Below are 14,133 nucleotides of genomic sequence, written 5' to 3' on the forward strand. Positions count from 1 at the left end.
TGAACAGCTAAAAAGCGTGCTAAACTACTTATTACAGGCGGGAGATACTGCCGATCCAGAGGGTTTTATCCGGCGACTGGCAGAACAGTCCCCGAGGTATGAGGAGGTACTAATGACAATAGCGCAGAAACTGGAGCAGAAGGGGCACCAGAAAGGGTTTATTGAAGGGCGTCTGGAAGGGCGCCAAGAAGGACGCCAGGAAGGACGCCAGGAAGGGCGCCAAGAAGGACGCCAGGAAGGACTCCAAGAAGGACTCCAAGAAGGATTGCATAAAGGCGAAAAACGGGGGATCCTGAAAATCGCGTGTGCGATGATCGACATGGGTATTGACCGTGAAACGATAATGAAAACGACCGGGTTGAGTCAAAACGAACTTGAGCAAATACGCCACTAACTCGTGCTGAGAGTTCTTAATCAGTATTCAATGATTTATGTTAAAAGAGGATCTTACGGTGACTGTCAGAACAGTCACCGGAGTGCAAGTATCGACCGTGAAACAGTGATGAAAATCACCGGACTGAGCTTGAACAAATGTCTGACAAACTTACTATTGATACGTTATCGGCATAAAAATGCTTGAGTGTCAATGCACGAAACGCATAGAAGCGGCGCATTTACATTCCAAGCGATAAGCCCGAGTCTGAATCTACGTGCTTCTGAAATCTCTGTTCTTAAGCAGAGCTAGAGCTGAGGTTAATTATATTGATGGAACTTCAATAAGGGGCATGGAGCCCCTCGTATAGCATTAATCGCGTGCATTACGATTAGAATATTAAATTGCTTATTAATATTCACAAACAAAATAGATATTAATTAAAATCCTTTAATAAAATACATTAAAACGCATCCTGTAATTACACCAAAAGTAAAATACTTTATTTTTCGTCTATTTTTGATTTTTCTTTGCGTTATCTCTTCATCTGATTCTATATGATCATCCCAACCGATGTGCTTAACTGCACTTTTATCCAAAATAACTGCATATTTACCTATTTCAGCATATTTTTTTGATAGTGTCATCTCTGTGTCATTAGCTAAATTGTATGGCATGAATAGCTCATAATCTGATTTTCTTCTAAGCCCTGGATTAAAACTAAATCCTCTCCATTTGGGATCATTACTTTCCAGAGTAGAAAAACAAACACCTTCTAATTCTCTGAAATTACTAGGGTAATGGAATGGATAATGAAGCATCACATCCTCTTTTAAATCCCTGAGCCATACTTGAAGTATGTTTTCATCAGATTTCAAAATAGCAAAAGAATCTTCGATAAATTTATCTCGATAGAAAAGCCAATCGTCTTCACAATGGAATATATAGTCAGTTTTCACTTTACTATACGCCAGATCAATTGACTTAATCTGCCCTAGCTTAGGATTATTTAAAATAATTTCACAATATGGTAACCAGTGCTGAGGTATAACAGAATAAATAGATTTGTCTCCAGAATCTTCTGTTATAACGACCTCTTTTATAGGATAAGAATTATACTTATCAAATGATTCAATGGTTTGCTTTAATAAATCAAATCGACCACAACTTGTAATAACTAAGGTAACATCACTTGAATCAGAAAAGAACATAATATTTACTCATCGATTTCTCTAGAATCCACTATTACTTAGTGTGGTGACCAAAAAATCACCACACTCATAGTGTCATAATAAATTGCTTTATTTTAAGACACTTTTAACCTTTTAGTAAAAGATAATATATTAAATATTTGTGTATTCCTATACAGTGTTTATGATTCATCTTTTCTACTCATAGACGGATAAATATCCCCCACAACATTGTATATAATTTTATACACAACAATCTTCTTATTTGAATACTGAAGAATTCCTATTATCTATTCTGCAATATTTTCTCTAGTGAGAGAAAATATTGGATTTTTCACCTTTGAAATTTTATTTCTTTCTTATATTAATAAGTTTTCTTTTAAAACTAAATCGAACATTAGAGTCTAATATAAATCTTAATGTAGACAGACTATTTATTATCTCATAAATAGAATCAAAATATTCCTTTGATAATTTATCTCCGTACTTATAGATAAGCTCTATAGCATGGCAAGCTGTAAGATTCCTAAATTTTCTCCCGAAAGTTTTATCAGTTATTAAGATAACCTCTGCCATTATATTTACTTTAACTTCATTAATGGAATTAGACAGGCTTCCCTCTCTTTTTACATAATTATAGTACTTCATCTCAGTATAATGAATATTATTACACTTGATCAATAACAAAGGGAATAACAATGCATCTTCATAACAAGGAGCTTCAGGGAAATTACTCCCATGGAACAATTCTTTCCTAAAAAATTTCCCTATTAAATGAGCCTGATATTTTTTATGAATTAAGAATTCTTTTATTGCTGTATCTCTGTGAAGTTCTACAGAGGACAGTAATTTTGATTTTTCCATTATATCTGAATCTTTTCTTACTTCATTTAACCTACTGATAAATATATCTGGTTTATTATACTCTAAGAAATCTAAAATTTCTCTCATAGAGAAGTCAGATAAAAAGTCATCACCATCAACGAATGTTATATACTCTCCATTACTTATCTCTACAGCATATTTTTTTACTTTACCTGCGTTTCTAAACTCCTTTCTTATATAAACAAAGGACTCATTCTCCTCAGAAAATTTTTTTAAGATTGATGGAGTCGAATCAGAAGAGCTATCATCTATCAGAAAAACTTCATATTCTTCAGGATCGCATTGAGATAAAGCATGTTTTATGGTGCTTACACATTTGAAAATTAGTTTTTCTAGGTTATGCGCAGCTACTGCAATTGATAACTTCTTTGGAATACAACCATGAGTATCATTAGTTTTAGTCATCATATAGATAATCACCTTTACTACTATTTATTTACAATTGCCAATGAATTAACCAGTGATAACTAAGTTAACAAGCCAACTGGGATGTTGTAATTAGTAAAAAAACTCTATTAGCATTGTTCTTAAAAAGGAATGCTTTTCATCGGAAAGCATACATATTCATAAAGCTCATAGGCATTCCGTTATCAACAGAAATAATATACGTATCATAGCTTGGTATGGCTGACACTATGTTATACATATCAATATAACTTAACAAATTTTATATTCTCTTATGCCCGCTTCTTGATTGGCTATACTATAGTTAATCGCAATATCTTTATCCATTTGAGCAATTTAAGAATAAAATACAACATATTTTTTATCATGTAAATCAAAATAATATTTTTTTAAACCTGAACACTTCGATCATAACATAGTAATATCACTGTGATTTTCAAGTACAAATAAATAAACTCATGCTATACCATACGTTAATCAATTATAGTGACGAGAGAAAGCCACTTAAAATGATAAGTCATACCTCAACATCAAAGAACGTCAGTTTATCTAAAACAAGGCATTACAATCTCATTATTATCCTCAACAATTTTCGTGAAGTACCAGAAGGTATCGATTATGGTATTCTATAGCTAGATCACAAAACAGGGAGTAGAGCATCAATACACAGGATTTTAATATCAGCTGATCCTCCGAAGCCCGGCATATCGTAGGCTACAAGAACAATTTTTTTAGCTTTCATAAATTAGTCTAACCTTATCACTATTACCTGTTAATTTTATCTAAAAATCAGGTTCAACACAAATTCTGTTTGTGTTTTTTTACAACATGAAATTCATTTTGGAATTTTATCTTCTAGTAATGAGCTGTATTCCATGATGTTATTGCTGAAATTCAAAACATCATCTTGGTTTTCACACATTTCATTAGACAACATTTTACAATTTTCAGGTATTGTAGGCTCTTTAATACCTGTCCATTCTGAAAATAGTGTTAAGAAGTTCATTGAATTTCGTTAAGCATTAATAAATTTCCGTGATGTATCGTCGTAGGAAGTAATAAACATGGGAACCTGATAGTTCTGCTTATATTTATCGTTATGAGCAAGTCTCATTTTCTTAGTATCTTTCTCAAAGAAAGACACTCCATGATCAGCAAAATACATCAAGGACCAATTCTTCTCATTTTTCTGCACTTCATCAGTAATTATTGACAGTAAATTATCAGTATTTTCAATACTCTGTATAAATAAGATTCTAAAATAGCGCTACATCTTATGCCACTCATAACTCCATATATAACAATGGGTTGAAGAAGGCCATGTGTAGCAGAATTATGAAAAGCTATTTATAGCAAGAAACCTGCTCTGACTTAAAAAACACCTTGTATTCATAATTTGTTCGGGTACAAGCAGGAGAGTGTGATCCCATTAAATGGATAACAATTAACTTTTTCTCTTTCTTATCTTCTAAGACTTTTTTCACAATGGGTATTATATTTGTATCAGGCATACTTCTGTTAAGACCAGAACTGGATTCACCTTTTTTAATAAATAATGGAGAATCAGCCCTAGCTCCCATACTGGCAACCGGAGTATCAAATAACCCCATCGAACCTTGATTTGATATCCAATAGGTATAAAAGCCAGCTTTTTTCGCTAGTGTAACAATATTATTACTTAAGATCTCTCTACCATCTTTGACCATTGCTAGTGAATTTGCCAGTGATATCTGGGTTGATGGGCCTGCTGAGATATAGTTTGTAAAGAGCGTCCCATTCACTGTACTCATAAAAGGCGTATTGTGTATAGGGAATCCATATGCATTCAGAAAATCTTTACGTACACTCTCCCCAATAACAACGATGTAAGTGTTATATTTGGACTGTGCCGATACTGTTCCCCACGTATCTTTCTCTCTCAATATTTCCTGCATTTTTTTATATTCACTTTTTACCCTTATAAAGTTGATGGTAACATCTTTGACTACTCTGATTTCAGGAAGACCTGAGTCAAAGATATTAAACTCTTCACCCTGTATAAAAGATTTTAAAGGGTGATGTATTATCGTGATTAATGCAAAAGAAAATAGAAATACATTAACCTTTTTATATAAATTAATGCTGACCTTTAGCGATAAAAAGCAAAACATCAAGATAAGCGCACTAAAAAGATAATGTTCAATTGGAATAGAAGAGATAAACTCACTGGCCTCTTGTTTATTTGTATAGAATAACGAAAGAATTGAGTTGAAGTTTGGTGATCCATATGTCAGCCCTACAGGGGCATAAATGATAGCTGCTATGCCAAGAACGGCAAGAAGAACTCTGTAAATGATGGTGACCTTGTTTAGCAATAGGAAAATAAAGAATATAGCGAATACATACCCTATTTTCAAACGATAGCCCATAGAGATATGGGCTAGAAGACAAAAAATGAAGAGTGCAACAACTGGTAATAGCTTGATTAGGCGGGCTTTTGTAAATTTCATATTTATATATCAATAGAATATCGTATAGTAGTGAAAAGTAGTTTAGCTTTCGAAAAATAAGAAAAGTTGAGATTTAATTTCTTCATCCAATCAGATTTTCTATTAATACTATACTATGTATTTTTCATCATGTGAATAAGAGCAATCTAATTATTTTATCTTTGATATCTTAAACCTGAATACTTTACCTATAATATAGAAGACCTACGTAACATATAAACATACCTTTTCAATTTACATCATGCATTAATAAATCACAATATAGGGAAAAAGTAAATAAGATAATTATTAAATGCACGAATATAGCTAATTCTTACCGTATTTAGTCCCATTTTATATTTTTAAAAACTGACTTTACAAGGATTGCTGTGAATTAATGAGTTATAGAAAACATGATTAAAAAGAGAATGATTATTCTGCAATTGAACTCATCAACGCCTATATTGATCCCATGCAATTGATAGCAATCGGGTAAGCCTTCTCACTTTTTCATCGGTTTTTTTCAACCTTAGCTACTGCCTGTGGGGTAATTCCCAGTCTTTCAGCTAACTGTGAACTGTTAATGCCGCCCTGTTTTTCATGCTCTGTATCAGCGCGTAGAGTTCCTCTTCCCGCGTGGCTACTTATAAGCGGCCTGAGCTCCGAAGGATTTGTGTATGAAAGACAGAAAATCGGCGGGGATTTAATCCCCGCCAGGTTGAGAATGTTTTATAGTGCGCTGGCACAATTTCTAGTGGTGCAAGACGGAATTACCCCGTCCTGATTTCAGAGAGCAAATCGGGGTGACGATCTAACACCTTAAGTTTCACTAAAGCTAGCGACGGCTTAGTTTTGCCATTCTCGTAGCGCGAGAAAGCATTAATACCACCGCCGAAGATTTCAGAGGCTTCCCGCTGGTCAAGTGCGAGTTTTTTACGCACACGGGCAATGAAGCTAGGATCGACAATAGCTGCGTTGACCTGCTTCGAAAGTGCGCGCATTTCGCACATAACACGCTCTGATTCCGCAGCGTCCAAAACAGATTCGGCGCAAGCAGGGCAGAAGTCGCCCGTTACAGCAGAAATGATTGTTGTTTCGCCCTTGTATGTATAGGGTAGATCGCGCGTGTCGTGGATAAGTTCCGCTGTACTGCAAAAAGGACATTTCATTTTTATAGCTCCTTGAAGGACACGATCAGCACGTCATCAATGACCGTCAGCTTCAGATACACATCACCCACATGTGTGTTTGGTCGGTATACGTTTTGCCAGACCATATGATCAGCGTAAGTCGTCATACTCTTGTAGAAATCCGCTGGCGTGAGCGCCATCACTATGGTTAGCATGTCGGAGAACTCAAGGAGCATCACTATCGCGTAATACGTTAATCCTAATGCCCGGTATCTTAATCAAATTTCATGATAAAGGTACCGGAGGATGTGGCTAAAATTAAAGTGTTATTTAGAGTTTTTCGATACCGCAAGCTCGGGCATAACGTGCAAGGTATCTATACTGGCCTTGTTAATATTGTTTTCCATAAGAAGTACGAGGGGTTCATTGATTAGTAAAATGCCCCACCTCTTAGTTAATATCCAAGAGGTGGGCAGCAGTTAAGCTATACTAATTTTGAGGTTGACGCCACACGCCGCCGCATAGCGTTCAAGTGTCGCAACACTGGCTTTCATTGGGTTTTTTTCAACCTTAGCTACTGCCGGTGGGGTAATTCCCAGTCTTTCGGCTAACTGTGAACTGTTAATGCCCGCCCTGTTTTTCATGCTCTGTATCAGCTCGTAGAGTTCCTCTTCCTGTTTGGCTGCTTCATAAGCGGCCTGAGCTCCAGGGGATGAAAGGGCTTGCGCCCTGACTTCTGACCAAGGAATGCCTTTAACTTTCATTTGTCATCTCCTCTAACCTTTGCAATGCCAGTTTTATTTCTGACGCTGGAGTTTTTGGTGTCTTCTTGATAAATGTACGGAGTATGTAAATTCGCCGGCCAGTGGCATAAGCAAAAATGGTCCGGGTAATGTCTTTATTGCCAACTCTTAGCTGGAATAACCCGTCGCGCAACGGCTCTGTTGCCGGGTACCTCAACGTATTCCCTCTGGCTTCCAGCTTATCAATCGCCAGTACCGTTTTACCTCGCATAACTTCGTCTAGTGATTGAATCTCGTTGTTAGCTTCTTCGTGAAATATCAGTTCAAACATACATACCCCCTTTGAGTCAAGACATTAACCCGCAGGTACATTTAAATCAAGGGTTAATTTAACCCATGAGTGAACTTCATCAATCAGCGCCAACATAATCAATTTTGGGGCAATAAAAGACAAAACAAGGCTATTAATTATCCTGACTAACCAATAAGGCATAGGTTATGGTGTCAACAAAGAATCTAACCCCCTGGAGAAAAATGTCTTGCTTGGGATATGCCGTGATGAAGTTTCTGAGTTAGTAAGACAAGAACAATGCTAGTTTTTTGCTTATTTATTACCCAAAATACGCTCATAATTCCCTCATGGTTGATGTGCTCCTCTCAAAATCACCATCTTGGTTATTTATTGATACGCGGATATGCCCGATTTTTACCAGATTGAATCCTGTTGAATGCTTTAAACCGCTACCCTGGCAAAGAATGCTGTCAGTTTATGGGTTATAGAAAATGTTGGTTTAGCGGAAACGGTGGAGAGGGCGAATAGTGCTGTATCTAAAACAGATGCAGATAGCACATATGCGCTGAAAAAGTCACAAGACAATTTTACTTGCGGTAGTTTAAACATTAACTCGAATTCAGAGCGGGCGGGTGTTGTACTTAAAAAAAGGGATGGTAAATATGCTTTAATTTCAACAGATCCTAATTCAGCTCCGTTAATCTTTTATTATAGAGATGAATCTGGGAAAAATATCTATGCAACGAGCTTGCCGCTCAAATCTGGCACATTAGCAACACTCGATGATATTACTGTTAATGCGGTACCGAACAGCCGAAAAGTGAATGGCAAAGCGTTGACTGGGGATGTCAATCTGAGTGCCGGGGATGTATGTGCACTTGGACAACTGAATAACGGTAATAAATTTCAGGATTTTTTATCTGCGGGTTTTGCAGTCGTAAACGTCCCAAATATCGCAACTGTCAGCGATTTCCCTTTTCCATCCGACTTTTATAGCTTTGGCATACTTGAAGTACAAGCTGAATATTCTGTCATTACACAACGATACACATCACACACGGGGCAGATAGCGATCCGGCAATCTTGGGATTCGGGTAAAACGTGGAAGGGCTGGTATGTCGTCTATTCAAGTACAATGTTACCACCTGAGCAACATCCAGTCGGCTCACCCATCCCGTGGCCGCAACCAAATCCCCCATCAGGTTACCTGACGTGCAACGGCCAGGCATTTAATAAATCTACATATCCGCAATTAGCAGCAGCATACCCATCAGGAACACTGCCCGATTTGCGCGGCGAGTTTATTCGTGGTTGGGATGATGGCCGGGGTGTGGATAGTGGTCGTGGGGTTTTGTCGTGGCAACATTACGATATCCATAGCCATTCACATGGTGGCGTTTTTACTGGAGCTCTTGAACGAGAATCACATGGTAGTGGTGGATGGGGTGCTATGAACACAAATGGAACGACAGAAGCAGCAGGAGGAGCAGAAACCCGCCCCCGCAATATCGCATTTAACTACATAGTGAGAGCAGCATAATGACAACTCAGAAACAAAAATATTCATTAGAGCCAGAAACAGCCGTATTAGGTAAAGACGAACTGGCAACTAAAGCTGGCTGGTTAACAATCTATCATGCCGCGTCATATTCCAGAGAATTTACTGGAGCTAAACCAGAATATCTGATGGAAGGAATAGGATTACCAGCCAGTTCCTATTCAGATGCACCTAAACTTCCTGAATCTGATTCTATGGCTGTTAGACGTAGTAAAGATGAAAATTACTGGGAAATCGTCCCAGATCATCGCGGAAAAGTAGCTTATAACACGCAGGACCGTGCACAGCAGGAAGTCACTGAACTGGGGGAATTACCGGAAACAATGACATTCAAACAACCTACCACCGATTTTGATAAATGGGATGGAAAACAGTGGGTCACTGATAAAAAGGCCCTAAAAACCAGCCAGATTGAACAGGCAGAACAACAACGAGCTACACTTCGTCAACATGCAAATGAAGCAATCACATTTCTACAATATGCCGTTGACACTGAGCTAGCTTCTGAAGAAGAAAAAGCGCTGCTACTTGAGTGGAAAAAGTATTTGGTATTACTGAGCCGAGTTGATGTTTCATCAGTACCAGAAATCAGCTGGCCTGAAGAACCCACAGAATAAGGTAATCAGGGCCATGTGTGGCCCTATTTTTTATTTCAGCTATTCCGACCATTCAGTATTAAACCAGTGAAATGTCACCCCTATTAAGAATCATCTACCCCAATACCGCGGTATTTGCCTATTACACAGCTGCTGGACTCTGAAACATACCGTTGGGTAAAGTTCTGGTGCATCTATATTCACCTAACAATACTTACAAGTTAAAAGCAATAAAAGTTGAGATAGTAACCTGTATCGGTGTTTTTTCTGTAGTTATGATGATGGATATTGAAAACATTTAGAACGCTGATATCAATTAATCTTTTAGTGTTATTCCCCATCTTTGCAACTTTCTTATCCAGAAAAAATTAAGGGCTTTTAAAAAAACGGAACGTTTATGCCGCCTTTTATGCCAAATATCATTGAATAAGTGATACCAATGTATAGCAACTGCTTCACGAGAGAACATTTCTAACCGTTTTTTTCCATTTTTTATCATTAGTTGATATAGATCAGGATGCTGTTTAAGCCTGATAACAGCATCAATAAACTCATCTGGGTTCTTAGCTATTAAATAATCCAATTCGTTTTCATATACAGCCTGCATTGCTGGCTCGTTATCGCAGATAAAAGCACATCCAGCTATCCAGGCATTTATAAGCTTACTAGCTGGCTTACTCTCTAATTCGATATTGTGTTGTTTTCTACGGAAACTTATAGCAACATCAATATCCCTGTAATCCGTCCAGTCGTTAGATGATATTCTTAGAGTTACTCCTAGCTTGGCTAGTCTTTGTCGTAAATCATCTGTTACGAAATCTTCTGGAAGTCCGTCAGGATGTCCAAAATATCCTAATGTTTTTATTTCATTATCATTAGCAATACGGGGCTTGAGCCCAGGCTGAGGCCAATGAGATATAAAGATACCTCCATTTTTTTCAGCATTTTTGTTTTGCTCTATTACATAGTCAGCACCTACTACTGGTGGTCTATCTGCTCTACAGACCACAGTCAAACCCTTCCAAGGCTTCACTCTTGAGCTAAAATCATCATAATGCATTAGATTAATAGTATCTGATCTACATTGAGAACCAATGCTACACTCTACTTTATCTTTAAAGTAATAGTTTAATGTAATCAGAGTTTGGAATACCCAACAAGCTCTTCCTTTGCGGTAAAGCCTTTCAGGAATATCATCAGGGTCAACACATTGCTGTATCAACTGCTGAAAATCTGGGGCATGTGAATTGATAAATTTCTTATTTACTACACCATGTAATTTTAGCATGTTTTGTGTAATCGATAGTTAGGTTACTAAAGGGTATTTAGAACTTACCTTTTTACAATACTCTGCTTTACCGAGATATTAGCTTATTCTAAATTACGTGACGTAAAGGTATATGATAATCTCCAGGGAAGATTTTGGCTAGATAAAATTTGAATATTGGCCTCTTCTATTTTTTTTGTAATTTATATTTTTATAGAGTTCTTCTTATTGGCCTCGGCATAATCATTCTTATTTGTGTCCCTATCGGGATGACATATGGCCAGCTGGACTTTAATTCTATTATTTCCCTGTTTTACACAAACAAGTAAGAAACTGATGAGTTTATAACTGCTATCCCTGATAATTACTGTCTATTTCGCTGATCCTCATATTCATCCTGTTAGTATTAAAGCTAAATAGAACGGTTAACAGGTAAAAAATTCTGTCTATGCTCCTACTGTAGAATGGGGTAAACATCTTAAAATCCAGTTTGATTGAGAATACAAACTCAGATGGTGTAATCTACAACTAATCGGCAGAATACTGAGCCTATAAAGTTAAAATGATCTTCCTCAGTGAATAACGAAATGGCAGCATAAAGCACAATAGGTGGGAATAATCTCGAGGGAGGCAAATAAAATAAGATATTTTATTATTGTCATTGGGCTGCATAAGCAGCCCTTATTGTTATCATTCTGGCATCTTCGGCCATTCGATATCAGGCGCCAGTGAAGTATCAACACGGCTCAGTAATACCCGGTATTTCTTCCATTCAAGCAACGCTGCTTCTTCGGCTGCTGTCGCGACTTCTAAGTCAACAGAGTCTTGGAGTAATGAAAGTGTTTCATTCGCTTGTCGTAACAGTGTGGCTTGCTGTTGTTTTGCATCGTTAATCTGATGAGCTTTGAGTAAGTCTTTATCAACTACCCACTCTTTACCGTCCCACTTATCAAAATCAGTTGGGGGTTTCTTGAAGGTTAACGTATCGGGTAACTCCCCAATTTCCGTTATCTCAGTCGGTGCACGAGTCAGCGTGTCGTAAGCGATTTTTCCGCGATAGTCAGGAAGTATTTCCCAACACTTTCCGTCTTTACTACGACATACTGCTTTGTCATCAGATTTCGGAAACTCTGGCGCATCGGGATAAGCACCGGCTGATAAGCTGACACCGAGCATCACATATTCAATATTAGAGCTCGTGAATTCTCGTGTGATTTGATTTGAGTGATAAACCTTTATCCACCCTGCCTGAATTGCCAAACCATCTTTACCCAATACGGCTGTTTCATGTTCTAAAGAGTATTTTTGTTCTGTCATTATGCTGCTCTCACTATGTAGTTAAATGCGATATTGCGTGGATGAGTTTCGCTAATTCCGTATTGTGCATTAAGCCCACTTGGGTTACTTGTTCCAATACTAACGCCGGCGTCAGTATTACCGGTAGCAGGTTGCCACGACAAAATCCCGCGACCACTATCCACACCCCGGCCATCATCCCAACCACGAATAAACTCACCGCGCAAATCAGGCAGTGTTCCTGATGGGTATGCTGCTGCTAATTGCGGATATAGGGATTTATTAAATGCCTGGCCGTTGCACGCAAGATAACCTGATGGAGGATTAGGTTGCGGCCACGGGATGGGGGAGCCAACTGGGTGAGTATTGACTAAGCCCCCATATCGATTTTTGTTAACATGCAAAAAATAGGCGTACAGATCTCCGCTGGCATTAACATATATTTGACCCGTATCATAGTTAACGTATCCGAAGTTAATCCCTTTTGCATAACTATCTTTTTGAGCCGAAAATACACCCTGGTACTCATTTCCAGGGGAGGTACCGGTAAAAGCCGTCATCCCAGGAAGCGCCCCCACATCTTCAGCAGAGGGCTTATTTTTTGTTGTATAGATACTGGCCCAATCTTCCTCGAACCCGTAACTATCACGAGCAGAGCGATAAGATATTCCTCTGTTTCTGTAATCCACTTTTAACTGAAAAGCCGGACAACTTCCAACGCCATTATTGAAATGAGCAACAAGTGCAGAAGCTCCAGGATATGCCACGTTATACAACCCCGTATCTGTATTCCACGGAACGGCATGAATATCAGGATAATAAGCAGTTAATCCGAGTTTAAACGCCCCTACATCCCCGGCACTTAAACTAATATCCCCGGTCAACGCTTTGCCATTCACTTTTCGGCTGTTCGGTACCGCATTAACAGTAATATCATCAAGTGTTGCTAGCGTGCCGGATTTCTCTGGTGTTAATAAGTTATATCTGCGATTGCCGTTTTCATTATTAGCGTATATTGTCAAATAATCGCCGCCGGTTCCTTCAATACCGATAAAATGCTTGTTTGATGCTCTGAATTCGATATTCGGATAATTCGAGGCGTTATTGATTCTTAATGTACCTGTTTGAGCGCTTAATGTACTCGAAATCGGTAAAGCCCCCACATCCCCTGCACTCAAACTGATATCCCCGACCAGAGATTTTCCGTTAATTCTCCTGCCACTTGGCACCGCATTATTCGCCTTATTCACCGTTTCCGCTAAACCAAGGTTTTTTATAAACTCACCTTTATTAGGGATATCTGCACCATTTTGATTTTTTGCCAACCGGCTATTGGCATTATCTGTAGCCCTATTCGCTTCATCATGAGCATTTTTAGCCGCTACATTTGCCGTATTTGCAAAATCATACGCGCCCTTAACTGCTCGAGGAGTCGCAGCTAAGGTTTCATTAGCGCTATCAGTAGCACTGCTTAACTGTACAATCCCCTTCTGGCTTAACGTAGCATCAGCAACGCTACTTAATTTACCTTCGGCCATTTTTCTAACATCGTTCACCGCTTTCGGTGTCGCCGCCTGATCTTCTCTGTCAGAATTTGTCGCGTTGTTAAGTTGCGAAATCCCTTTCCGGGCAAGCGATGCATCCGGAATTTCCGCAGTAATTTTTTGTTTTAATGCCAGGTCTAATTGCGCGACGAGTTTTTCAAGATCTCCATCATCAATAACATCTTCACCCGTTTTTTCTGCAATATATTTCCCAATCACCGCAGCGATAATTGAGGATTGACGCCAAACTTTATTGAGCTGTTCACTCCTTGCTATTCCTGATTTAAATCCTTCTTCAATAAAACCTAAACTTTCATATTCTTCTTGCGATAATGTATTCGCGTTTTCACCAGTGGCAAACGCTTTAAAGTCATTTTTAGCCATTT

At 38.3% G+C, this 14,133-nt stretch carries 12 protein-coding genes and 2 pseudogenes; 3 read left to right on the forward strand and 11 right to left on the reverse strand.

The genetic code is table 11. The features are described 5' to 3' along the window. Positions 1 to 394, forward strand: a pseudogene (locus tag ABR397_RS13935) (ISNCY family transposase); the annotation flags it as partial. 419 nt (positions 395 to 813) lie between these two features. On the opposite strand, the gene ABR397_RS13940 reads toward ABR397_RS13935, so the two are convergent. The 8 genes and pseudogenes from ABR397_RS13940 to ABR397_RS13975 all read right to left on the reverse strand — a co-directional run bounded on the left by ABR397_RS13940 (position 814) and on the right by ABR397_RS13975 (position 7,525). Continuing rightward, complete coding sequence (locus ABR397_RS13940) at positions 814 to 1,584, reverse strand: glycosyltransferase family 2 protein (RefSeq protein ID WP_350306259.1); 771 nt, start codon at positions 1,582 to 1,584, stop codon at positions 814 to 816. A gap of 327 nt (positions 1,585 to 1,911) precedes the next feature. Further along, complete coding sequence (locus ABR397_RS13945) at positions 1,912 to 2,856, reverse strand: glycosyltransferase family 2 protein (RefSeq protein WP_350306260.1); 945 nt, start codon at positions 2,854 to 2,856, stop codon at positions 1,912 to 1,914. A 1,012-nt stretch (positions 2,857 to 3,868) separates the two neighbouring features. Next, complete coding sequence (locus tag ABR397_RS13950) at positions 3,869 to 4,048, reverse strand: sulfatase-like hydrolase/transferase (protein ID WP_407072880.1); 180 nt, start codon at positions 4,046 to 4,048, stop codon at positions 3,869 to 3,871. A gap of 148 nt (positions 4,049 to 4,196) precedes the next feature. After that, positions 4,197 to 5,342: a sulfatase-like hydrolase/transferase gene (locus ABR397_RS13955; RefSeq protein WP_350306261.1), complete on the reverse strand. Its 1,146-nt coding sequence runs from the start codon at positions 5,340 to 5,342 to the stop codon at positions 4,197 to 4,199. 749 nt (positions 5,343 to 6,091) lie between these two features. Then, positions 6,092 to 6,490 carry a type II toxin-antitoxin system MqsA family antitoxin gene (locus ABR397_RS13960; protein ID WP_350306262.1) on the reverse strand — a complete coding sequence of 133 codons (399 nt, stop codon included), beginning with the start codon at positions 6,488 to 6,490 and terminating at the stop codon, positions 6,092 to 6,094. Positions 6,491 to 6,492: 2 nt separating this feature from the next. Further along, positions 6,493 to 6,681: pseudogene (locus ABR397_RS13965) on the reverse strand (type II toxin-antitoxin system MqsR family toxin); the annotation flags it as partial. Positions 6,682 to 6,930: 249 nt separating this feature from the next. Beyond that, positions 6,931 to 7,215, reverse strand: coding sequence for a helix-turn-helix domain-containing protein (locus tag ABR397_RS13970; RefSeq protein WP_350306263.1), 285 nt, complete (start codon positions 7,213 to 7,215; stop codon positions 6,931 to 6,933). After that, the gene (locus tag ABR397_RS13975) at positions 7,205 to 7,525 is read right to left on the reverse strand and encodes a type II toxin-antitoxin system RelE/ParE family toxin (RefSeq protein ID WP_023044886.1); all 321 of its coding nucleotides are present in this window, start codon (positions 7,523 to 7,525) and stop codon (positions 7,205 to 7,207) included. The genes ABR397_RS13970 and ABR397_RS13975 overlap by 11 nt, the downstream gene beginning before the upstream one ends. Before the next feature lie 709 nt (positions 7,526 to 8,234). Here ABR397_RS13975 and ABR397_RS13980 point away from each other — a divergent pair. Beyond that, positions 8,235 to 9,026, forward strand: a complete 792-nt coding sequence (locus ABR397_RS13980; RefSeq protein WP_350306264.1) for a phage tail protein — start codon at positions 8,235 to 8,237, stop codon at positions 9,024 to 9,026. Continuing rightward, positions 9,026 to 9,661, forward strand: coding sequence for a tail fiber assembly protein (locus ABR397_RS13985; RefSeq protein ID WP_350306265.1), 636 nt, complete (start codon positions 9,026 to 9,028; stop codon positions 9,659 to 9,661). Before ABR397_RS13980 ends, ABR397_RS13985 begins: the two co-directional genes overlap by 1 nt. Positions 9,662 to 9,956: 295 nt before the next feature. Here the strand turns inward: ABR397_RS13985 and ABR397_RS13990 are convergent, their stop codons facing one another. The 3 genes from ABR397_RS13990 to ABR397_RS25055 form a co-directional block, all read right to left on the reverse strand. Beyond that, positions 9,957 to 10,928 carry a glycosyltransferase gene (locus ABR397_RS13990; RefSeq protein WP_350306266.1) on the reverse strand — a complete coding sequence of 324 codons (972 nt, stop codon included), beginning with the start codon at positions 10,926 to 10,928 and terminating at the stop codon, positions 9,957 to 9,959. 669 nt (positions 10,929 to 11,597) lie between these two features. Next, complete coding sequence (locus tag ABR397_RS13995) at positions 11,598 to 12,224, reverse strand: tail fiber assembly protein (protein ID WP_350306267.1); 627 nt, start codon at positions 12,222 to 12,224, stop codon at positions 11,598 to 11,600. Next, entirely contained in the window at positions 12,224 to 14,131 is a 1,908-nt protein-coding gene (locus tag ABR397_RS25055; RefSeq protein ID WP_407072881.1) for a tail fiber protein, read from the reverse strand. Before ABR397_RS25055 ends, ABR397_RS13995 begins: the two co-directional genes overlap by 1 nt. Between the last annotated feature and the right edge of the window lie 2 nt (positions 14,132 to 14,133).

The sequence above is a fragment of the Photorhabdus viridis genome (assembly GCF_040256935.1).
GTDB classification, from domain to species: domain Bacteria; phylum Pseudomonadota; class Gammaproteobacteria; order Enterobacterales; family Enterobacteriaceae; genus Photorhabdus; species Photorhabdus viridis.